General features: G+C 54.4%; 22 protein-coding genes. 14 read left to right on the top strand and 8 right to left on the bottom strand.

What is annotated here, in order from left to right; translation table 11 throughout:
• Positions 1 to 29: 29 nt before the first annotated feature.
• Positions 30 to 941 (bottom strand): MBL fold metallo-hydrolase, encoded by a 912-nt coding sequence (locus KNP83_RS09725; protein ID WP_214762285.1) that lies wholly within the window; start codon positions 939 to 941, stop codon positions 30 to 32.
• A 363-nt stretch (positions 942 to 1304) separates the two neighbouring features.
• On the opposite strand from KNP83_RS09725, the gene abc-f reads away from it, so the two are divergent.
• From abc-f to KNP83_RS09710, 3 genes are all read left to right on the top strand, one after another.
• On the top strand, positions 1305 to 3002 hold the full coding sequence (gene abc-f / locus KNP83_RS09720) for a ribosomal protection-like ABC-F family protein (protein ID WP_214762284.1): 1698 nt from the start codon (positions 1305 to 1307) through the stop codon (positions 3000 to 3002).
• A gap of 12 nt (positions 3003 to 3014) precedes the next feature.
• The gene (locus KNP83_RS09715) at positions 3015 to 3791 is read left to right on the top strand and encodes a hypothetical protein (RefSeq protein ID WP_214762283.1); all 777 of its coding nucleotides are present in this window, start codon (positions 3015 to 3017) and stop codon (positions 3789 to 3791) included.
• A gap of 113 nt (positions 3792 to 3904) precedes the next feature.
• Positions 3905 to 4816 carry a cation diffusion facilitator family transporter gene (locus tag KNP83_RS09710; RefSeq protein ID WP_214762282.1) on the top strand — a complete coding sequence of 304 codons (912 nt, stop codon included), beginning with the start codon at positions 3905 to 3907 and terminating at the stop codon, positions 4814 to 4816.
• A gap of 41 nt (positions 4817 to 4857) precedes the next feature.
• Here the strand turns inward: KNP83_RS09710 and KNP83_RS09705 are convergent, their stop codons facing one another.
• From KNP83_RS09705 to KNP83_RS09695, 3 genes are all read right to left on the bottom strand, one after another.
• Positions 4858 to 5997: a zinc-dependent alcohol dehydrogenase gene (locus KNP83_RS09705; protein WP_214762281.1), complete on the bottom strand. Its 1140-nt coding sequence runs from the start codon at positions 5995 to 5997 to the stop codon at positions 4858 to 4860.
• Between the two features lie 106 nt (positions 5998 to 6103).
• Positions 6104 to 6961 (bottom strand): metallophosphoesterase, encoded by an 858-nt coding sequence (locus KNP83_RS09700; RefSeq protein ID WP_029595904.1) that lies wholly within the window; start codon positions 6959 to 6961, stop codon positions 6104 to 6106.
• Between the two features lie 95 nt (positions 6962 to 7056).
• Entirely contained in the window at positions 7057 to 7470 is a 414-nt protein-coding gene (locus KNP83_RS09695) for an organic hydroperoxide resistance protein (RefSeq protein ID WP_214762280.1), read from the bottom strand.
• A 118-nt stretch (positions 7471 to 7588) separates the two neighbouring features.
• On the opposite strand from KNP83_RS09695, the gene KNP83_RS09690 reads away from it, so the two are divergent.
• Both KNP83_RS09690 and KNP83_RS09685 read left to right on the top strand, forming a co-directional pair.
• Entirely contained in the window at positions 7589 to 8035 is a 447-nt protein-coding gene (locus KNP83_RS09690) for a MarR family winged helix-turn-helix transcriptional regulator (protein WP_214762279.1), read from the top strand.
• A 19-nt stretch (positions 8036 to 8054) separates the two neighbouring features.
• Positions 8055 to 8978, top strand: a complete 924-nt coding sequence (locus tag KNP83_RS09685; protein ID WP_214762278.1) for a CAP domain-containing protein — start codon at positions 8055 to 8057, stop codon at positions 8976 to 8978.
• A gap of 42 nt (positions 8979 to 9020) precedes the next feature.
• Here KNP83_RS09685 and KNP83_RS09680 read toward each other — a convergent pair whose 3' ends face one another.
• Complete coding sequence (locus KNP83_RS09680) at positions 9021 to 9494, bottom strand: glutathione peroxidase (RefSeq protein WP_214762277.1); 474 nt, start codon at positions 9492 to 9494, stop codon at positions 9021 to 9023.
• A gap of 162 nt (positions 9495 to 9656) precedes the next feature.
• On the opposite strand from KNP83_RS09680, the gene KNP83_RS09675 reads away from it, so the two are divergent.
• Together KNP83_RS09675 and KNP83_RS09670 are read left to right on the top strand one after the other, a co-directional pair.
• A complete protein-coding gene (locus tag KNP83_RS09675; protein WP_214762276.1) occupies positions 9657 to 10175 on the top strand; it encodes a VanZ family protein in 519 nt (172 codons plus the stop codon).
• 286 nt (positions 10176 to 10461) lie between these two features.
• Positions 10462 to 11763 (top strand): murein hydrolase activator EnvC family protein, encoded by a 1302-nt coding sequence (locus KNP83_RS09670; protein ID WP_214762275.1) that lies wholly within the window; start codon positions 10462 to 10464, stop codon positions 11761 to 11763.
• A gap of 33 nt (positions 11764 to 11796) precedes the next feature.
• On the opposite strand, the gene KNP83_RS09665 is transcribed toward KNP83_RS09670, so the two are convergent.
• From KNP83_RS09665 to KNP83_RS09655, 3 genes are all read right to left on the bottom strand, one after another.
• Positions 11797 to 12003 carry a hypothetical protein gene (locus KNP83_RS09665; RefSeq protein ID WP_214762274.1) on the bottom strand — a complete coding sequence of 69 codons (207 nt, stop codon included), beginning with the start codon at positions 12001 to 12003 and terminating at the stop codon, positions 11797 to 11799.
• 42 nt (positions 12004 to 12045) lie between these two features.
• The gene (locus tag KNP83_RS09660) at positions 12046 to 12891 is read right to left on the bottom strand and encodes a GNAT family N-acetyltransferase (protein WP_214762273.1); all 846 of its coding nucleotides are present in this window, start codon (positions 12889 to 12891) and stop codon (positions 12046 to 12048) included.
• Positions 12892 to 12977: 86 nt separating this feature from the next.
• On the bottom strand, positions 12978 to 14192 hold the full coding sequence (locus KNP83_RS09655) for a dicarboxylate/amino acid:cation symporter (RefSeq protein WP_214762272.1): 1215 nt from the start codon (positions 14190 to 14192) through the stop codon (positions 12978 to 12980).
• A 211-nt stretch (positions 14193 to 14403) separates the two neighbouring features.
• Here KNP83_RS09655 and zapA point away from each other — a divergent pair, with 211 nt between their 5' ends.
• From zapA to KNP83_RS09620, 7 genes are all read left to right on the top strand, one after another.
• Complete coding sequence (gene zapA / locus KNP83_RS15075; RefSeq protein ID WP_214762271.1) at positions 14404 to 14625, top strand: cell division protein ZapA; 222 nt, start codon at positions 14404 to 14406, stop codon at positions 14623 to 14625.
• 8 nt (positions 14626 to 14633) lie between these two features.
• On the top strand, positions 14634 to 15170 hold the full coding sequence (locus KNP83_RS09645) for a CvpA family protein (protein ID WP_021066786.1): 537 nt from the start codon (positions 14634 to 14636) through the stop codon (positions 15168 to 15170).
• Positions 15171 to 15239: 69 nt separating this feature from the next.
• Positions 15240 to 16949, top strand: a complete 1710-nt coding sequence (gene polX, locus KNP83_RS09640) for a DNA polymerase/3'-5' exonuclease PolX (RefSeq protein WP_214762270.1) — start codon at positions 15240 to 15242, stop codon at positions 16947 to 16949.
• Positions 16950 to 19304, top strand: a complete 2355-nt coding sequence (locus tag KNP83_RS09635; protein ID WP_214762269.1) for an endonuclease MutS2 — start codon at positions 16950 to 16952, stop codon at positions 19302 to 19304.
• Between the two features lie 8 nt (positions 19305 to 19312).
• The gene (locus KNP83_RS09630) at positions 19313 to 19729 is read left to right on the top strand and encodes a DUF350 domain-containing protein (RefSeq protein WP_214762268.1); all 417 of its coding nucleotides are present in this window, start codon (positions 19313 to 19315) and stop codon (positions 19727 to 19729) included.
• Positions 19730 to 19999: 270 nt separating this feature from the next.
• Positions 20000 to 20461 carry a hypothetical protein gene (locus tag KNP83_RS09625; RefSeq protein ID WP_214762267.1) on the top strand — a complete coding sequence of 154 codons (462 nt, stop codon included), beginning with the start codon at positions 20000 to 20002 and terminating at the stop codon, positions 20459 to 20461.
• A 156-nt stretch (positions 20462 to 20617) separates the two neighbouring features.
• Positions 20618 to 21571: a sensor domain-containing diguanylate cyclase gene (locus KNP83_RS09620; RefSeq protein ID WP_214762266.1), complete on the top strand. Its 954-nt coding sequence runs from the start codon at positions 20618 to 20620 to the stop codon at positions 21569 to 21571.
• Positions 21572 to 21665 lie beyond the last annotated feature (94 nt).

Genomic DNA, 21665 nt, shown 5'->3' with positions numbered 1-21665 from the left:
CGAAAATCGGACGGAAGTGAAAGCGAAAGCTACAGCCGAATGCTTTCGCCGTGCGCCTTGATCACGATTTGGTCACGTTCGAGTTTGGCTGCGGCGACGAGGCGTTCATACGGCTCCTCGACCGGTTCGTACGATAAGACGAACGTGTCCCAATGCATCGGGAAGAAACGTTTCGCGCCGCTCTGTTTGAACATCGTCCACGCCTGTTCGGGGGTGCAATGTGCCTCCTCGAACGATTCCGGTTGATAGGCGCCAATCGGGAAGAAGGCGAGGTCGATCGGTTCTTTGTTGGCGAGCCCGTTGAACGACTCGGTGTACGCTGTGTCCCCGGCGAACAGCATGCGGACGCCTTTGTATTTCAAGACGTAGCCGTTATACCCCATATGTTTGTCCCACGGGAAACGATTGCCCCAATGGGCGACGGGGACGGCTTGGACGTGAAGCCCGTTCGCGAGCGTCAACTTGTCGTGTGGATGCATCTCGAGCGTCTGCAGGCTCGGGTATTTGCGCAACAGCTTGCTCGTGCCCGGTGCCGAGATGACGACCGTGTCGCGGGTGATGAGCCGCTTCAGGCTCTTATGGTCGAAGTGATCCATATGGGCGTGGCTGAGCAAGATGACGTCGACGTGCCCGATCTCCTCGATGGAGAGGGCAGGCGCGGTGTGGCGTTTCATGCCGAACGTGACCGGGCCGACGTGGACCCCGATTCGGTTTGAGAACACCGGGTCGGTCAAAATTTTCAACCCGTACCAATGGATGAGCACGGTCGAATGGCCGACCCAGGTGGCACTGACCATCGTCTCATCGAACGAGGCGAGGTCCGGTTTGGACGCCGGGACTTTAAAGACCGGACGAGGCAGTCTTCGTTTCAATCGCGTATATAAGAACGTACCGACGCTCGCCAAGACGGCGCTCGGGACGAGTAGGTTACGTAATCGCATCATCATCACCTCATCATCTAAGATGGTTTAATCATACCGCTCGACCGACGCCCTCGCATCCGCCGGAAGGTGTAGAAAAAGTGGGAGATTGTGGGTCAACGCTTGCGAATCCGCTTTCAATTTGATACGGTGACAGTAGATTAGGAAAGGAAGGTACCGCGTGCCATGAAAAAGTCACACTCACTCAACTGATGAAACGAATCATCACTGTTCGCACGAACAGTCACGGGTGAAGTGTGTCCAATTTCAGGCTTAGGGGGTAACCCTTCTTTCCGCTTGACCGGAGCTCTTCACACCACCGCACGTTGCGGATGGTGTTTTTTGTTTCATCGCGTATCGGACAAATTAGCGAGGTGAAACAATATGTTAAGTATGAAGCAAGTCCGGTTCGACCACGACCGGCAACCATTATTCGATAACGTCTCGTTCGACGTTGCAGCTGGCGAACGGGCGATCTTGTTCGGCCAGAACGGGTCCGGCAAGACGACGCTATTCAAGCTGCTCGTCGGTGAGCTGTCCCCACAGTCGGGCGTGATTGATGTCTTGGGCACGGTCGGTGTCGTCGAACAGACGGTGTTTGACGGGGAAACGACCGCGCTCGACTACGTCATGCAAGGCGACTCCGCGCGGTATGCCTTATACGTTGCCGTCACATCCGGTGATTCGGAGCGCGTGCTCGAGGCGTATGACGAAGCAATCGCGACCGAAGCCTTCGGGCTCGAACTGGAGGCGAGGCAAGCACTCAAACGGCTCGGTCTTGATGGGCATGAGACGAGCCGACTCAGTGAGTTGAGCGGCGGTGAACAGACACGGGTCCAACTCGCGCGGCTCACGATGCGACACGTCGACATCGTCTTGCTCGACGAACCGACGAACCATCTCGATTTGGATTCGATTGAATGGCTGACACGCTGGGTGAACGAGTTTCCGGGGACGGTACTCGCCATCTCTCACGACCGTCAGTTCATCGATGACGTCGCGACGGTCATCCTCGAGCTAGATGAGGGGACGATCGTCCGCTATCCGGGCAATTATACGGCGTATAAACATCAGAAAGCTGAAGAACGGGTACGCGACGAACGGGCCCATGCTCGCTATATGGCGCGGAAGTCAGAACTGCTCGACATGATCGCCCAATACAAGGGCTGGCATTTGAAAGCGAAGGCGACGGCGAGCGTGCGAAGTCCGGGCGCCCAAAAAGGCGCGGCGAACCTCGCCATCAAGATGAAGGCCCGGGAACGAAAACTCGAACAGCTCGAAGCGGCACGACCGGACCGTCCGAAAGAGGCGGCCCACATCTCGGTCCGCTTTCAAGCCGACCCGCTCGAGGCGAAGACGTGGATTGAGGTAGATAACGTCTCGTTCGGTTATGACGAGCCAATCTTTGAACAGCTCTCGTTCACGGTGAACCGGGGTGACCGCATCTCCATCGTCGGGCCGAACGGGAGCGGGAAGACGACGCTGTTAAAACTATTGATTAGTGAACTCGTCCCGGACGTGGGGGACGTCAAGCGTCATCCGAAACTGAAAATCGGTTACTTCTCACAGACGCTCGCCCGACTGCCAGCAGAAGGAACGTTGCTCGACGCACTCCTGGCCGAGAGTGACATCACCGAGACGGAAGCGCGGACGCTGCTCGCCCACTTCTTGTTCCGCCGCGATGAGGTATATAAGCCAATCCGAGAGGCAAGCATGGGCGAGAAATGCCGGATCGCCTTTCTCATCTTGTACTTCTCGGACGCGGACCTGCTCGCCCTCGATGAGCCGACGAACTATTTGGACGTGGCCACACGGGAACAAATCGAGGCCGCGCTCGAGGTGTATCGAGGTGGATTGATTCTCATCTCGCATGACCGGACGTTTCACCGCTTGACGGACCGGACGATTGAGCTCGGGGAGACGGTGCGTGTCCTCGAATCGGGAGAAGCCGCGCCGCCGGTCGATGTCGATGCGACGCTGCAGACGCTCGAGACGTTGACGAGTGAGCCACACATTTTCTTCGACGAAGCAGGAAACGGCATCCCCCTTGCCGAATCGGAACAGGACAGACGAAACAAATAGGGGTGGAATAATATGAAAGAAGAAGTTCGGGCATCACGGGCGGCGTCACGGAAACGGAAGCGACTATGGCAAACGGTGACGGTCCTCGCATTGATTGTTTCACTCGTCGGCGTCATCGCCTTCGCGGCCCTCATGGACACGAAGAAGTCGGCGGTGCCGGAGACAGACGACATCGCGACCGAGTCGGTCAACAATGAATCAGAGGCGGCAGAAGAGGGCGAGCCAGAAGCGGAGTCCGACGAATCAGCAGGAACGTACGTCTATATCGCGGCACCGTATACGAAAGTGTTCGCCGATGACCGCGTGACGGTCATGTATGAGGCCGACCTCGGTGACCGGTTCAAACAGCTCGAGGCCGTCAGCGGTTTCGTCAAGCTTCAATTGAATGAACGGACGACCGGCTGGGTGACAGAAGCGCAAGTGACGACGGAAGCGACGAGCGTCTCCGATGACGACGTGACCGAGGCATGGAAAAGCGTCGTCCCGGCGGCGGATGCTTCGACACTTGACGTGCTCGGCCAAGACATCGAGAGCGTCCGAGCCAAACTCGGTGCCCCGAAGGCGGTCCAGCGTGATCAAGTGAACGAATATCACTTCTATGACGGCTTCTTCTTGATGGTACGTGACCAACAAGTGAAGGCAATCGATTGGGACCGCCAAGCGGTCGCGACGCCTGACGTGACGGCGACGAGCAGCCAAAACGCCGGCAGTTGGTATGAAGGCGAGACCCGCCAGTTGAAACTGTTCCCATATGACGGCGTCATGCGGGTCCGGCTCGAACAGAAATAACGACGATCGTCGAGAGGACATCCTCTCGACGATTGTTTTTAAGCATTCATTCAAATGAAAGTTTGAATGTTAGGGTTGAAAGGTATACACTAATAGGGAGAGGGGGAGAAACAATGGGCGCACATCACGATCATCACGGACACGACCATCACCATCATCATACGACGAATCAACGGGCATTATTCTGGTCCTTCGTCCTGATTGCGACGTTCATGGTCGTCGAGGTCATCGGCGGATTGTGGACGAACAGTTTGGCGCTCTTGTCGGACGCGGGCCATATGCTCAGCGACGCGGCCGCGCTCGGGCTCAGTTTCCTCGCCGTCCGGTTCGGGGCACGGCAGGCGACGCCGGAGCGGACGTTCGGCTATCGACGCTTCGAGATTTTGGCGGCGTTCGTCAACGGTTTGACGTTGCTCGTCATTTCCATCTATATCATCATCGAGGCGTATCAGCGTTTGTTCGCACCGCCTGAGATTTTAAGCGGCGGTATGCTCACGGTCGCGATTATCGGGCTACTCGTCAACGTGCTCGCGGCGTGGCTGCTCATGCGGGGAGAGCGTGACAATTTGAACGTCCGCAGTGCGCTGCTGCACGTGTTCGGTGATTTGCTCGGCTCGGTCGGGGCCATCACGGCGGCATTGTTGATTATGGCGTTCGGGTGGACGCTCGCCGATCCGATTGCGAGCCTGTTCGTCGCTGTGCTCATCTTGCTCAGCGGCTACCGGGTGACGAGGGAGGCGATTCACATCTTGATGGAAGGGACACCTGACCAAGTCGATGTCGTGGCGATGCAACGAGAACTCGGAGGCGTGGACGGGGTCACAGAAGTCCATGACTTGCACGTCTGGTCGATTTCATCGAACGAACTCGCCGTCACGTGCCACGTCATCATCGAGGCGGACACGGACGACCAGCGCGTCTTGCGTGACGTGACGGAACGCATCCGCCAGTTCGCCACGTTCGAGCGATCGACCGTTCAAATCGAACGTGAAGCACAGTGTTGTGACAAACGGACGATTTGGTAAACGAACGAGCGGTCCCTGACAGAAGTCGGGGACCGCTTTCGTTATGGCTTTAAAACGACTTTGACACAGTCATCTAAATGGTCGTTAAAGATTTTGTAGGCATCCGCCGCCTGTTCGAGTGGCAGGCGATGCGTGATGATGTCGGTCGGGTCGAACTTCTTGTCGACGATCATCTGGAACAGCTCAGGCATATAGTGGATGACTGGCGCTTGTCCAGTCCGGATGCTGACGTTGCGGGTGAAGAAGTCGCCGAGTGGGAACTGGTTATAGTTCATCGCATAAATCCCGGTCAATTGGACCGTCCCGAACTTCCGGACCGCTTCTTTGGCGACTTTGATGGCGCTGAGCGTGCCGCCTTGGACCATCAACTTTTGCTCGACTTTCTCGATCGGGGACATCTTGCCGTCGAAGCCGACACAGTCGATGACGACGTCGGCCCCGCCGTTCGTGATCTCATAAATGTATTTGCCCGTGTCGACCGGGTCTTTCATGAGGACGGTCTCAACGTTGTTTGACAGTTTGGCACGGTTCAAGCGATACAATTCCGGGTCGACGGCGATGACGCGTTTCGCCCCGCGCACCCAGGCGAGCTTTTGGGTCATCAGGCCAACGGGCCCTGAGCCGAGGACGACGACCGTGTCGCCGGCTTTCATCCCGGAACTGTCCAAACTCCACCACGCCGTAGGGATGACGTCGGAGAGGAAGAGAAGCGCCTCGTCATCGAGTTCGCACGACTCCGGGATGACGAGCGGCATGAAGTTTCCATATGGTACTTTCAAATACTCGGCCTGCCCCCCAGGATGGTTCCCGAATTGCTCGGTGAATCCAAAGTAGCCGCCCGCGTCCGTATGCGGGGCGTGGTTCGAATTGTCACACTGACTTTCCATGTCGTTCTCGCAATAGAAACAATGGCCGCATGAGACGTTGAACGGCAAGACGACCCGGTCGCCTTTTTTCACTTTCGTGACATCCGGTCCGACTTCCTCGACGATGCCCATCGGCTCGTGGCCGATGACGTAGCCGTGTCGCGTCGGCATATTGCCTAAGTAGATGTGCAAATCTGATCCGCAGATGGCCGTTGAGGTAATTTTGACGATAATCTCTTCCCGATTCTCAATCTCCGGGTCTTTCACGTCCTTGACCTCGATGTTCTTTGCTCCTTGATAGGTGACAGCACGCATATGTTCACTTCCTCCTTTTTTTGAAAACAGGTAAGTCACAACAAGAGTATTCTACCCGTTTCACACGCATGCGAATCCGGTTTTTGGGGAAAATAGGAAAAGGGGCTCACTGAGGAGCCCCGGTCCCAGTGACGTCGATGACGACAATCTCCGGTGGATTGAATACACGTGGTACGCTAACGCTATAGTTGAAGCCGCGCCCGATGACGTGAGTGAACGACTCGTGCTCGTACAGACCGCCGGCATACTTCGGAAAGAAGCCCTGGTCCGGCGCGTACAGTCCGTTCAATAGATACGGGATGCGTACCTGACCGCCGTGGGCATGGCCCGATAGGACGAGGTCGAACGGCAAGGCGGCGTACGTCTCGACCTGTTCGGCCCGGTGTGACAACAATAGACTGAACGCCGTCTCCGTATCGACATCGCCTAGCGAAGTCAACGCCGTCTCTTCCCATCTCGCATGGATATTTTCGGTGTACGTTCGGAGCGGGTCTTCGAGCCCGCCGACGAGAATGTCAACGCCGTTGACGTTGACCGAGACCACCTCGTTCTCGAGCACCGTCACGCCATAGGAGCGGAACACGTCTTTGACGTCATGACGGACGAAATCGTCCGATCCGTCAATCTCATGGTTACCGGTCACGAAATACATCGGCGCGATACCTTGCAATCCTTCAATCAATTCGAAGGAGGCGTCGGGTGAGCGAAAGCGGTCGAGAATATCGCCGGGTAGGGCGATCAAGTCTGGTTCTTGTTCCCGCACCTTGTCAATTAAGACGCGTTGGTCGTCCCCGTACGAGTAGCCATGCAAATCGGACAACAGGACGACCCGGAACGATTGTCCCGATGCGATTTTGTCAGACTCGACTGCGTAGTTTCGGATGGTCAGACCATTATAGAAAGCGGCGAAGAGGAATGCGACCCCGACGCCGATTGTCACATATTTGCGTTTACCTTTGAACATCGTCCGCCTCCTTTCGATGAATCGTTCGTTTCTTCATTCTACTCTGTAGAGTAGGGAGACGCAAAAAAAAGCCCGCTCGGAAGCGGGCCATCGGATTATGCTGCTTTAGCTGTCAATTTGACGTCGACATTGCCGCGTGTCGCTTTCGAGTACGGGCAAACTTGGTGTGCCGCTTCGACGAGACGTTCCGCCGTCGCTTGGTCGACACCTTTGATTTCGACTTCGAGTTCGACCGAGATGAAGAAGCCTTCATCGTCTTGGTTGAGCGTCACGTGTCCTGTGACGTTCGAGCCATCTGTTTTAATACGTTCTTTGCCGATAACGAGGTTCAAGGCGCTACCGAAACATGCCGCATAACCTGCTGCGAACAATTGCTCTGGGTTCGTCGCTTCGTCCGCGTGTTTTGAGCCAGGCATCGAAACGTTCAAGTCGATGACGCCGTCCGACGATGTGACGCGACCTTCGCGGCCACCAATTGCAGTTGCAGAAGCTGTGAATAATGGTTTCATGATTCAATTCCTCCATTTCGTTTTTAGGCAATTAAGTTGTGCACAATCTAATTATAGAGCAGTCAAACAGATAATCAAATGATATGCTTGTCCTAAGACTATAGCCGGAGGAAATACTATGAAAAGTTCGTTAACATTAGAGCATCAGATCTGTTTTCAGCTCTATACCGCTTCAAAAGAGCTTACAAGATTATATCGCCCAATCTTGGCGCCGTTAAACCTGACATATAGCCAGTACTTGGTCATGCTCGTTTTATGGGAAGAGGACAATATCGATTTGAAACAGCTCGGGGAGCGGCTCACGCTTGATTCGGGCACATTGTCACCGCTCGTCAAACGGCTCATTCAAATCGGTTATGTAGAGAAAGTGCGGGCGACCGACGACGAGCGCCGTGTCCTGTTGTCACTCACGCCGTCTGGGAGCGCATTGCGTAAGCAGGCCGAGGAGGTACCGCTCAAAGTGAGTGGTATGCTGAATATAGATGAGGCGACGTATGTCGCTTATATGGAGATGCTCATCGACATCAAGGCGCGGTTGCGTGCGTTCGGTGAGCGAGAGGAGTAGGTTTTCGAAAGGAGACGCGATGTTTCGTAAACTAGTGATTTTATTGCTCGCCTTCGGCATGTATGCGGCCTGGAAATTTGAAGTGCCAAACGTGTCGGCGCCGACGAGCATTCAAGTGAAGTCGACGGAAGTGGCGGAGGAGCAAGAACGCTCGACCGACGCCCCGCGCTTCACGAGCCAATATGCCGGGCACCACTGGTACTTGCTCGAGAAGAGCGGCGACCGTAGCCTCGAATTGATTGATGCCGACGGGTCGAAGCAAGGCCAGTATCAGTTCGAGACGGGCAGCATCTTTGAAGGGCTCATCGTGGGCGAGACGACACGACAACAAGTCGAGCAAATCGGCTTCGATGAGGTCAAGTCTTATAATAAAGGACTGAAACGTTATTTGATTCCGGACGACCCGTCCTTTAAGGTCTACGCCATGAACGATGACTACGTGACGCTTTTCTTCGATCAACACGACGACGACAAGCTAAAAGCTGTGCTCACGGTCGACCAGGACGTCGAGGAGTCGAGTGACGGCTATTACGGTGATGTGTCGGAAGACAATCTCGTCGCGAACGAGCAGTTGATGCGGATGCTCGTGAACTGGGACCGCCAGAAGTTCGGCCTGTCGGCGCTCGCCGACTATGAACCGCTGTTACCGGTCGTGCGTGCCCATAGTGAGAACATGGCCCGGCACAATTTCTTTAGCCATACCGACCCTGAAGGCCGCGACCCGTTCGAGCGGATGAACGAGGCCGGCATCGCCTACTCCCTCGCCGGCGAGAACTTGGCGATGGGGCAGATGAGCGTCTTTCACGCCCACTGGGGACTGATGAACTCGCTCGGCCACCGGGAGAACATCTTGAAAGATGGCTTCACGCACGTATCGGTCGGTCTCGTCTACAATGAGGAGGCGAGCCCGTTCTATACGATCAATTTCATCACGCCGCGCTAAAAAAAGGATGGCCTGCCGGCTTGCGGCGGACCATCCTTTGACTTATAACAGGCGTTTGACGGCCGTCTCGATTTCGTCCGGCGTCGTCTGCGGCGAGAATCGCTCGATGACGTTGCCGTTCCGGTCGACGAGGAACTTCGTGAAGTTCCATTTGATCGTCTTCGAGCCGAGCAGGCCTGGAGCTTCTTTCGATAAGTATTGGAAGAGCGGGTGGGCGTCCTTGCCGTTCACGTCGACCTTGGCGAACATCGGGAACGTCACGCCGTAGTTCAATTGACAGAACTCGTTGATCTCCTCGTTCGATCCCGGGTCTTGATTGCCGAACTGGTTGCACGGGAAGCCGAGGATATGGAACCCTCGGCCTTGATAACGTTCATATAGTTTCTCGAGGCCGTCGAGCTGCGGGGTGAAACCGCATTTGCTCGCCGTGTTGACGATCAATAGGACATCTCCTTCATATTTCGATAGCGGTTGGAGCTTGCCGTTCATGTCGGCCGCTTCATATTGATAAATCATGCTGATTCCCCCTTTTTTTCTTTATTATACCAAGTGGGATTTCAAGACACGACTTTGAATCGGTTGCCCGCAATCAAATTGTCACGAAACGATGATGTCGTTGTTACCTGAAGACGGATGGGACGACGTATAATGAAACTCGTTGTAGAAAGGAAAGGTGTCATGTACATATTGAAAAATGAATTTATATGGATCGGATTGATCCTGATTGGCTTATTCTTCTCGAGCGCGACCCCATATTCGGACCAGAGCATCGTCTCACCGCTCGAACGCATCGATTGGACGTGGGCCGAGCCCGTCCTTTCGACCGTCGACTTCGAGTACGCCGGAGGACCGGTATCGCTCGAGGCGAAAGGGAGCGCCGGCTTGATCGAGTTCTTGATTCGGAAAGCGGCGCACTTCACCGTCTTCTTCGCCCTCGGGGCCCTTCTCGTCAAAGCGGTGTCGCGCACGCGACTCCATGCCGGGCTGACACTCTTGTTCGCCTGGGCGCTCGCGAACACGGTCGCCATCTTTGATGAGTTCCATCAAAGCTTGACGCCCGAGCGCACGCCGCTCATTCAAGACGTCATGCTCGACAGCTTTGGTGCCGCCTGCGGCATCCTCCTCATCGGCGGATTTCTGCTTTTCAAACAAAGACGTCATAATCGGTCACGATCGGGGTTCGTGGCTCCGAGGTAGTAAAAAAATCGTATAGGTAGTTATTTGAAAAGCGCTTTCATGAAGTGCTTTTCTTTTTTATTTATAACGTTTTTGTGACATGAAGTAATGCAAAACCGATCTATACCCCCATTTTTAAACGGATAAAACCTAAAAGAGGTCAATGTAACGGGAATGAAATATAAGTGTAAAATAACTTTAGGTTTAGATTGCTATAATGAGTCTCAGAGCGATAACGAATTTCGCCTTATAACTTATGCGATCTATTTTATATAGAAATTCAGAGAACTCAGCGGAGGGAAGCACATTGGTTAACTTGAAGAAACTTGCAGCAACCGTCACTTTAGGAGCTCTTCTCATTAGCGGCACGACACCTGGCTATGCAGCGTCACTTACGGACAAGCAGAAAAAGGTGCAACAGCAGCAACAACAGAATAACAGTGAACAGAGCAAAGCGAACGCCTCGATCAAAAAACGTGAACAGGCGATCAGCAAAGAGCAGCAAGAAATCAACAAGTTAGATGCTGAACTCCAAGACGTCATCAACGACGTCGCGCAAAAGAAAGCTGAGATTCGTGCGACACAACAAAAAATTGCAGCCCTTCAAAAGCAGATCAAGCAATATGAAGCGAAAATGAAGGCACAAGAAGAGCTCATGAAAGAGCGCATGGCCACGATGCAAAAAAATGGCGGCGGCTCAATCGACTGGGCGGAGTTCATCTTCGGATCGAAAGACTTCGGTGACTTGCTCACACGCATGATCACGGCAGGTACGATTCAAGAGAACGACAAACAAATCTTCGAAGAGTATCAAGCGACGAAAGAAAAATTGGCTGCAGCGCAAGCTGAGTTGAAAGCCGAGCGCGATGCTCTCGTGAAACAAAAAGAAGAACTCGAACAACGTCAAAAGACGCTCAACAAGAAAATGAAAGAGCGCGCAGCGAAGATTAAGAAACTCAACGCTGAGAAAGTGAAGTTCGAATCGAAATTGATGAGCCTCCAGGAAATGGAGTCGACACTCAAAGCGCAAGAGAAAGCCATCAAAGCTGAAATGGAAGCACAACGTCGTGCGGCTGAAGAAGCGAAACGTGCGGCAGCGGCAGCAGCGGCTGCGAAGAAACAACAAGCATCAAACACGGGCGCTAGCGCGGCAAGCACACCGACAGCTTCGGCAGCGGCATCTGTTCCAGCGAGCGGCGGTATGTTCCAACGTCCAGCGAACGGTCGTCTCTCACAAGGATGGGGCGCGGCAAGCGGTGCGAACGGCTACTCGTTCCACAACGGACTTGATATCGCAGCACCGGTCGGCACACCGATCAACGCAGCCCAAACAGGTACGGTCACACGTGCCGGATGGGGTGGCGCTTACGGGAACCACGTCATCATCACGCACGTCTTGAACGGTCAAGTTTGGACGACAGTCTACGCACACATGAGCTCGGTATCGGTATCGGCCGGTCAACGTGTGACACAAGGTCAAAACATCGGAGCGATGGGTAGCACAGGGAACTCGACAGGTTCACACTTGCACTTCGAAATCCACCGTGGCGGTTACTCGTACTCATCTTCGAGCGCGGGCAGCACGGTCAACCCAGCTTCATTCTTCTAAGCCTATACAAAAAGTGATCGACGAACGCGTCGATCACTTTTTTGTTGCCTTATACGCGATAAAGGTTAGTAGGGCGGCACCGATGACGCTCAGCCAGAGCGTGTCCCGGTTCGGGTCGTCAAGCATGCTCCGGCCCCCGAGAAACACCATATAGCCGAGCACGGCGAGCGTGACAAGCGTCAAGACGGTCATCCGGATCCGGCTCGGGATACGTTGCCACCAACCGAATAATCTGTTCATCAAAAATCGCCTCCACCTACAGTATAGGGGAGGCGCATCAAATCAGCTAGGCAATCGAATCCACGCCGAGGTGAAGATTTTTTGATAGCCGACTTCTTTGTAAATCTTGTTCGATGTCGGGTTGCTCAAATCCGTATAGAGCGTGCAATATTGTTTCGTCGTCAGGAGCTCTCGGCTCAGCTCGGCGACGAGCGAGCGGGCATAGCCACGCTTGCGGAACGCTTTCGGCGTGTAGACGAACGAGACGGTGACCCCGTTCGCTGTCTCACGCGACTTCTTCGCGCAGGAGACGACCTCGCCTTCGACTTCCCAGACGTACACTTCGTGCTTGTCGAGCATGACGGCGATTTTGTGCCGGGCCTCGTCTTTCGAGGAGGCCGGAAGACCAGTTTCCTTTTCGAACGCGTTATACGCCTTCACGAGGAACGTCTCATCGTGCTCGGTCGCCGGCCGCATCGATCCTTCTGCGAGCGGGATGTCATTGACGCGGTCGAGGCGATACAGGCCTTGCTCCATGAATACTTTTGGCTCGCGCGCCGTCAGGATGTACCAGACGGTGTAGAAGTTCATCGCCTGGTCGGCTTGAGAGACGACTTCGGTGAACGGGATACCGCTCTCCATCAGTTCAGGGACGAGGAAACGGATGACGTCATCCTCACGCTCCGGCTTCACGAGCACATAGTTGAGCGGATGAGGTGGCGTGACTTGCAGGATCGCGAGCACCTCACCGTCCTCTTCGACCGTCAGTTGATGATACGTCTCGTACCGGCCTTGCTTGATGGCATCGAGCACGCCGATCATCAAGCTGTTTTCGGCCTCATGTTCGAGCAGGTAGGGCATGACACGTTCTTCAAATCCGGACAGGTCGTTCCAACGAATCAGTTCCATATGAACACCCTTTCAGCGTATGTATACAAAACGGGCAAACCTGATGGCTTGCCCGTCTTTTTCATTCTATCAAATTAGAGACGAGATTACGCGATTTCCTCGCGTTCTTTTGCGTCATCCAAAATGTTTGTGTTGCGTTTGAAGTAATGCACGATTTTGGCGATGGCCCCGTCTCCCGTGACGTTCGTCGCCGTGCCGAAGCTATCTTGTGCCAAATAGAGGGCGATGACGAGACTGAGCATCGTTTCGCTGAATCCGAGCATCGAACCGAACAAACCGAGAGAGGCCATGACGGCTCCACCTGGTACGCCTGGTGCCGCGATCATCGTGACGCCGAGGGCGAGGATGAACGGGAGCACGATGGCGAATGACATCGGCATGCCGTTCAAGTACATGAGGGCGACACCGACCGACGTGAGCGTGATCGTCGACCCTGACAAGTGAATGGTCGCACAGAGCGGCACCACGAAGTTGGCGACGCCTTCGTCCGTGTTGTTCGCTTTCGATTGACGAAGTGTGACCGGGATTGTCGCCGCTGACGACTGTGTCCCGATGGCTGTGAAGTAAGCCGGCATCATCGTCTTCAAGAGACGAAGTGGGTTCTCTTTGTTGAGAGCACCTGCGACTGAGTATTGAATCAAGAGCATCGTCAAGTGAAGAACGATAATCGTGACGAAGACGAGCGAGAACACCGAGAGAATCTCAGCGACTTGTCCGGCATACGTCATGTTCATGAAAATTCCGGCGATGTGAATCGGTAATAGTGGAATGATGACTTTGCTGATGAGTAGTTCAATGATATCGCGGAAATCCATAGCTAGGTCGAGCGAGCGCTTGCTTTCGATGGCGGCAATCCCGATGCCGATGACGAAGGCGAGAATGAGCGCCGTCATGACGCCAAATACTGGTGGGATCTCAAACTCCATGAAGCTTTTCAAAAGAGCTTCTTCCGGGTTTTCGGCAGACGTCCTGCTACGTGACAAAATTTGAGGGAACAACGTGCTCGTCGTGAAGTAAGCGAGCGTCCCGGCGACGATTGTGGAGATGTAAGCGATGGCGGCCGTCAAACCAACCAATTTCCCAGCGCCTTTTCCAAGTTCCCCGATTCCTGGAATGATGAAGGCGAGAATGATGAGTGGGATGGCGAAGCCTAAGAACTGCCCAAAGACTGTGTTGAACGTGACAAACGTCCGGACAATCCAGTTCTGGCTTTCTGGTACGATGCTACCGACTAAAATCCCGAATGCGATAGCGATGATGATGCGACCTAGAAGGCCAATACGTAATTTCAAAAAAATCATCCTCTCTTAATGTTTGAATTGTTGCTATTTTCGCACATTTAACGGCGTGTTGCCACCCTATCTTTCATTTTTCAACGAAGATTGACGTTTGACAACTTTGAAATAGGGTATCACAAAATGTTGGAGTGGAAAAGGGAGGGACCTTCTTCTTTTCCTAATATACAAACGATGTTATGATTAATTTTGAATAGACGTAAAGGAGGGGTGACGCGTGCAGGTACAACGAACAACGATCCATATCGCGGGTCAGGACTATACGATCGTCAGCGAAGAGCCGGCCGATCATGTGAGGGAAGTGGGCTTTCTCGTCGATACGAAGATCCGTGAGATTCGTGAACAGTCCCCTCATCTAGACGCTCGTCAGGCAGCGGTGCTCGCCGCTATCCAAATCGCGAGTGATCACGTCAAAACTAAACGAAATACGGGAGAATAAATCACTTTATGGTTACTCTACTTATACTGTTTTTCTTGTTCATCGGGATCATCAACGGATTCCGTCGCGGGGCGATTTTGCAGCTCGGCCATTGGGTCGCGCTCATCATCAGTTTCCTCGTCGCCAATGCATACTACCGTGATCTCGCCGAGGCGTTCAAGCTATGGATTCCATATCCGTCGCAACTCGACGGGTCATTACCGGAAGGTGTCATCGATTTAAACGCATTGACAGGACTCGAGATGACGTTCTACAACGTCTTCTGGTTCGTCGTCTTGTTCGTCATCACGAAGCTCGTCCTGCATCTCATCCTATCGATGCTCGACTTCTTGACGGACTTGCCGATTTTGCGTCAATTGAAAGGGATCATCGGAGCGGTCCTCGGTTTCTTCGAGGCGTACGTGATCACGTTCTTCATTTTGTGGGTCATCGCCTTCGTACCGATGGCAAGCGTCCAGAGCGCCGTCGACAACTCGTCGCTCGCGACGTACATCATTCAAGATACGCCATATCTCTCTGAATGGTTCTCGAATAAGATGTTGTAACACGACAGGCCGGAATGCAAGCTAGTGCTTGTGTCTCGGCCTTTTCTGTATGGAAAAGGGGGAAGCACGATGAATAAAGTCGAAGCGATGATGCTGCTAGAGAAAATCGCGCAATATATGGAGATTAAAGGGGAGAACCCGTTCAAAATCAACGCCTTCCGCAAAGCCGCGACGGCGCTCGAGAACACGGAGCTCGAACTCGAGGACATCGAGGATTTGACGACCATCTCCGGCATCGGCAAAGGGACGGCCGCCGTCCTCGAAGAGTGGCGGGACACGGGACGCAGTGAAGTGCTCGAGTCGCTCCAAGCAGAGATTCCGTACGGGATGATGAAGTTGCTCAAAATCCAAGGGCTCGGCGGCAAGAAGCTCGCCAAACTCCGGGAAGTCGGCGTCGTCGACCTCGAGACGCTCATCACCGCATTAGAAGACGGAACGGCCGCGAGCCTGCCTGGCTTCGGCGCCAAGAGCGTCGAGAAGTTGCTCACGGCGGCACGGAACCTCGAGTCACGTCCGGAACGCCTGGCGTACGCCATGATGCGCCCGGTCGTCGAAGAGATTGAAGCGGTGCTCGAAGCCGAACCGCTCGTGCTCCGGCATTCGGTCGGCGGCAGTTTCCGCCGTGCCGAGGAGACGTGTAAAGACTTAGACTTCATCATCGCGACCGAAGAGCCTGTCGCTCTCCGTGACAAGTTGCTCGCCCTCCCGTTCATCAACGAGGTGATTGCGGCCGGCGAGACGAAAGTGTCGCTCGTCCTCGAACGTGAGGAGATGGTGTCGGTCGACTTCCGCATGGTCGAACCGGGCGCCTTCGCGTCGACGCTCCATCACTTCACCGGCTCGAAAGACCACAACGTCCGCATGCGCCAGCTCGCCAAAGCAAAAGGTGAGTCGATTTCCGAATACGGCGTCGAGACCGCGGACGGACTATGGCAGCCGGAGACGGAAGCCGAGCTGTTCGAACGATACGGCCTGCCGTTCATCCCGCCGGAGCTCCGCGCCGGAAACGCGGAATTCGAGCACGACCTCTCGAAGCTCGTCACGCTCGATGACATCAAGGCCGACGCCCACATGCATACGGTCTGGTCGGACGGGAAGCTCACCGTCGACGAGCTCGTCGCGGCGATGAAGGCACGCGGCTATGAATGGATTGCCATCACCGACCACGGCAAATACATGTCGTTCGTCAACGGCTTGACCGAGGAACGGCTCGAGGCGCAAGGGGAAGAGATTCTCGCCGCCGCCAAGAAACATGACATGCACGTCCTGCGCGGTGTCGAGATGGACATCCGCCCGGACGGGACGCTCGACTATGAGCCGGAGTTCTTGGCGACGCTCGACTACGTCGTCGCCTCGATTCATTCGAAGATGGACCAACCCGTCGACGAGATTATGGCCCGGCTCGAGAACGCCTGCCGCTCGCCATACGTCAACGTCATCGCCCATCCGACCGGTCGTCTCATCGGTCGTCGTGACGGCTATCCGATCGACGAGGAGCGCTTGATCGCCCTCGCCAAAGAGACGGGGACGGCGCTCGAGTTGAACGCGAACCCGAACCGGCTCGACTTGACGGCCTCGACGCTGAAGAAAGCGAAGGCGGCCGGCGTCAAACTGATGATCAACACCGATACGCACCACCCTGATATGATGGAAGATATGGCACTCGGCGTCTTGCACGCCCGAAAAGCCTATCTCGAACCGTCAGACATCATCAACTGCCTCTCGTTCGAGGACGCCAAGGCGTTCATCGACGCGAAGCGACAGAAAGGAACATGCTAGATGGATCACGCGTTACGCGTTTTAGAATATGAAAAACTCCGCCAGCAGCTCGCCGCCCACGCCGCGAGCTCGCTCGGGAAAGAACGGGCGCTCAACATGCAGCCCGACTATACGTACGACCGAGTATTGTCAAACTTGAACGTCACCCGCGAGGCGACCGAGGTCGTAAGGCTCCGCGACCGGTTGCCGCTCGGCGGACTGACCGACGTCCGCAGTGAAGTGAAGCGGGCCGCCATCGGCTCGGTCCTCTCGACGAGCGAACTGCTCGCCGTCGCCGCCGTCATGTACAGCGGCCGCCAAGTGAAGAACTTCTTCGAGAAGCTGCACGAGGACAATGAAGACCTCCGCATCCCGCGTCTCGACGAGTATGCCGAGCGTTTGACGAAGCTGATCGAGGTCGAGCAGTCGATTCGTCACGCCATCGACGACCAAGGCACGGTCCAAGATTCGGCGAGCGACCGTCTCCGTGGCCTCCGGACCCAGCTCCGCAGCTTCGAGGGGAGCGTCCGTTCACGGATCGACAACATCCTCCGCAACAACGCGAAGATGCTGTCGGACGCCATCGTCACGATTCGGAACGACCGCTACGTCGTCCCGGTCAAGATGGAGTACCGCCAAGCGTTCGGCGGGATCGTCCACGACCAATCGGCATCGGGCCAAACGCTCTTCATCGAGCCGCAGGCAATCGTATCGATCAATAACGAGATTCAAGAAGTCCGCTTGAAAGAGCGCGCTGAAATCGATCGCATTTTGAGCGAGCTCTCGGACCTCGTCGGTGGTGTCGCCGATTCGGTCGTGACGAACCTCGACGTGCTCGCCACGCTCGACTTCGTGTTCGCGAAAGTCGCCTACGGCCACGAGCTTAAGGCGACGGAACCGAAGCTGAACGACGAACGCGAAATCAAATTGAAACAGGCGCGACATCCGTTCATCCCGCAAGACGAGGTCGTGCCAATCACCGTCGAGCTCGGCGAGGCGTTCACGTCGCTCGTGATCACCGGACCGAACACCGGCGGGAAGACGGTCACGCTCAAGACGCTCGGACTGCTCCAACTGATGGTGCAGTCAGGTCTGTACGTGCCGGCTGAATTCGGGACGGAGCTGTCCGTCTTTGACGCGATTTACGCCGATATCGGCGACGAGCAGTCGATCGAGCAGAGCTTGTCGACGTTCAGCTCGCACATGACGAACATCGTCAGCATGCTCGACAAGATCGACTTCATGTCACTCGTCCTGTTCGATGAGCTCGGTGCCGGGACCGACCCGCAAGAAGGGGCGGCCCTTGCCATCGCCATCCTTGACGAAGTGAAACGTCGCGGCGCCCGTGTGGCGGCGACGACGCACTACTCGGAACTGAAGGCGTACGCCTATAACCGCGAAGGCGTCATGAACGCTTCGATGGAGTTCGATATCGAATCGCTCAGCCCGACGTATCGCCTCTTGATCGGCGTACCGGGACGTTCGAACGCGTTCGAGATCAGCCGACGTCTCGGCTTATCGGAACAAGTTATCGACAAGGCGCGGAGCCATGTCGGCACCGACGCCGAGTCGGTCGAATCGATGATCAACGAGCTCGAAGCGGCCAAGCATCGTGCCGAGCAGCTCGAGAAAGAATTGATTGTCAAACGCCACCATCTCGAAGAAGAACAGGCGGCGTTCGAGGCGAAGCTGACCGAGTTCGAGCGTGAGCGCGACACGATGTACGGCGAGGCCGAGGCACGTGCCGAGAAGGCCGTCGAACAGGCGAAGCGCCAGGCGAACGAAGTCATCGACCGCTTGAAGAAGCTGCGTGAGGAAGGCATCGTCAAAGAGCACGAGATTATCGCTGCGAAGAAACAGCTCGAATCGGCGAAACCGACACTACAAGATAAAAAGATCCAAAAAGTGAAACAAAAAGCGCAACAGAAACGTACGTTCAGTAAAGGCGAAGAAGTGAAAGTGACGACGTTCAACCAAAAGGGCTATATCGTGAAGCAATTGAACGATAACGAGTACAACGTCCAAGTCGGGATTATGAAAGTGAACGTCAAAGCGGACGACCTTCAAAAGATCGGCCCGTCGAAAGAGCAGTCGCTCCAGTCGAAAGGCAGCTCGCTCAAACGTCAGAGCTCGACGAAGTCGGAGCTCGACTTGCGCGGCGTCCGGGTCGAAGAAGGGCTTTCCCGCCTCGACAAATATATCGACGAGGCACTCGTGTCCGGGTATGACAACGTCCGCATCATCCACGGTCTCGGGACCGGGGCGATGCGCCAAGCGACGCAGGAGTACCTCAAAGGACATCGTCACGTGAAGAGTCAGCGCCCCGGTGGGATGGGTGAAGGCGGACTCGGTGTCACGGTCGTCGAACTGAAGTGAGGGGAACAATGGCAATGGGGAATGTGAACATCAACGTATTGCTTGAATCGCTCGGTCTGTATACGATCGCCGGGCTCATGATTGTCGTCGGTCTCGCCATCTTTGAGGTGACGACGCCGTACAGCAATTGGCGTGAGATTCAAAAAGGCAATATCGCCGTCGCGCTCGCGACCGGCGGGAAGATCGTCGGGCTCGCCAATATTTTCCGCGTCGTCGAGAGTCATCACGACCAGACGATGGATGTGATGGTCGGAGGGAGCTTCGGTTTCGTGCTCTTGTTGGTGACGTATTGGCTATTCGAATTTTTGACGCCGTCGCTCAAAGTGAACGAGGAGATCGGGAAAGGGAACATCGCCGTCGGTCTGATGGCGTTCCTGCTCTCGATTGGGGTCTCGCTCGTCGTCGGCGCAGCGTTGGTGAGGTGAAGACATGGTATACGAGAGACTAGCGAAGATTCTCTTCATCGGGGCCGGCCTGTTTTTAGTGGCAGCGGCGCTGTGGTTTATCTTTTATTGATTCGAAAAACGGAGCGTCCGAGATGGACGCTCCGTTTTTTAATGGTTTCTTAAAAACGTATGCCCTTGCTGTTTGAATTTTGGGCAATGAGTAAATCTGATTTGAATTATAATCATCTCTATCGGTAGAGAATGAAGACAGTACTGATCAATCACAAGAATCGATTGGGGGAAGCATAAATGACGATTGATTTAAATTTTTTGATGACGACGGAAGACTATGTGCTCGAAACGGAGTCGTTCCAAATGAAGGGTGTAACCTACTATCCACTCGAGTGGACGTTTTTCGGGGCGAGTGACCCGACGCCTTTGCTGACATGGGACGTGGAACGCGACCGTATCATGATCCGTTTTGAGCAATATGCGGTGTTTCTCGGGACGCTTGAAGAACATGGGATTCCAGAAGAAGGGTTAGCGAACGGGCATCCCATCGTGAAATTGAAAACCTCTCTTTTGAGTAAGTTCGCCACGGAATGGATGGGGACGGACCGGGTCAATACAGACCGAGGCGAACTCTCGCATTATGTTATTCGCACGATTGAGCAAGAGTTTCATGTCTTGGCATACGAAGATCCGACCGTGCTCGATTTAGGGAAAGTCGGGGATACGGGCGTCGTTACTGAGGTAATGGACGAGGCATGAACGAAAACGAAGTAGCGAGTGATCAAATTGAGCGTTCGTCCACACGTCTGTCTCTATTTTCAATCTTCCCATGGTAAGATGAAGAAAGATGAAGAAAGAAGCACAACCTTTCAATGCCATAGGTTGTACGTAGAATGGGATGGGGTGGAAGAATGTATGAACACGCAATTTGAAGAATTGAAGATGTATGAGAGCTTTGACGAGCTGGCCAACGATGTCCTGGACCTCGCAAATGAAATCTTGCCCGAGCAAATGTTCTATCTGACTGCGTTCACGGACTCACAACAGGTGATTTTAAAACTCTCAAATCAAAAATCATCGATTCAAATCACGGAAAACATGGTCGTGGATTTGAGCAATTCTGTTTGTGGTCGCATCGATTTTGAGAAGAATCAACCGTTGTTGTATGAGGACGTCAAGCAGGACTGTGATGTGGAGGAAGTGGAGAAGCTACTTGACGACGTGAACATCCGCTCGTATTTAGGCATCCCGATTTCGCTGACGAACGGTGAAAAGTTCGGTACGCTCTGTGCCGTCAACGACGAGGCGAGTCTGTTAGATTCGAGGAGCATCGCGTTGTTGCAACGAATCGTGAAGCTGTTCTCGTACTATTTAGAATTAGAACGATTCGTATGGCGGGACATGCTGACGGAACTGTATAACCGACGCTACTTGACGAAATTCTTCGAAGACCGTGTCAACGAGCACGGGGCGCTCTTCTTCCTCGACTTGGACGGATTCAAAAACGTGAACGACACATACGGCCATGATGTCGGAGACGTGGTCTTACAAGAAGTGGCGTCTAGGCTGCAACATATCGCGAATGAACATGGAGAGGCGTTCGCCGTGAGGATTGGAGGCGATGAATTCGTCCTCCACTTTGCTCACGCGGCAAGTCAGGAAACATGGCGCACCCTCGCCAATCGGATCATCGAGACGTTGAGTGCGTGGGATACGGCGTATCACGTCTCGACGAGCATCGGCATTGTCACATATACAACAGACGAATGTGCGACATTAGACATGCTGTTGAAACAAGCGGATGAGGCGCTGTACCGTGCCAAGTCTTCCGGAAAACGAACGTTCAAATTCGTTCACGAACCATATTGAACAGACTGAATAAGACGAAAGAAAAGGAAGATTGTCCCGATGCGAGTCGGTTCAATCTTCCTTTTTCTGTTTGACCCAGGTAGATGGATTCGGG

It is taken from the genome of Exiguobacterium sp. s146, from assembly GCF_018618415.1.
GTDB lineage: Bacteria > Bacillota > Bacilli > Exiguobacteriales > Exiguobacteriaceae > Exiguobacterium.
Note: the sequence above shows the minus strand (reverse complement) of the source record. Positions and strands in the feature narration are given on the sequence as shown.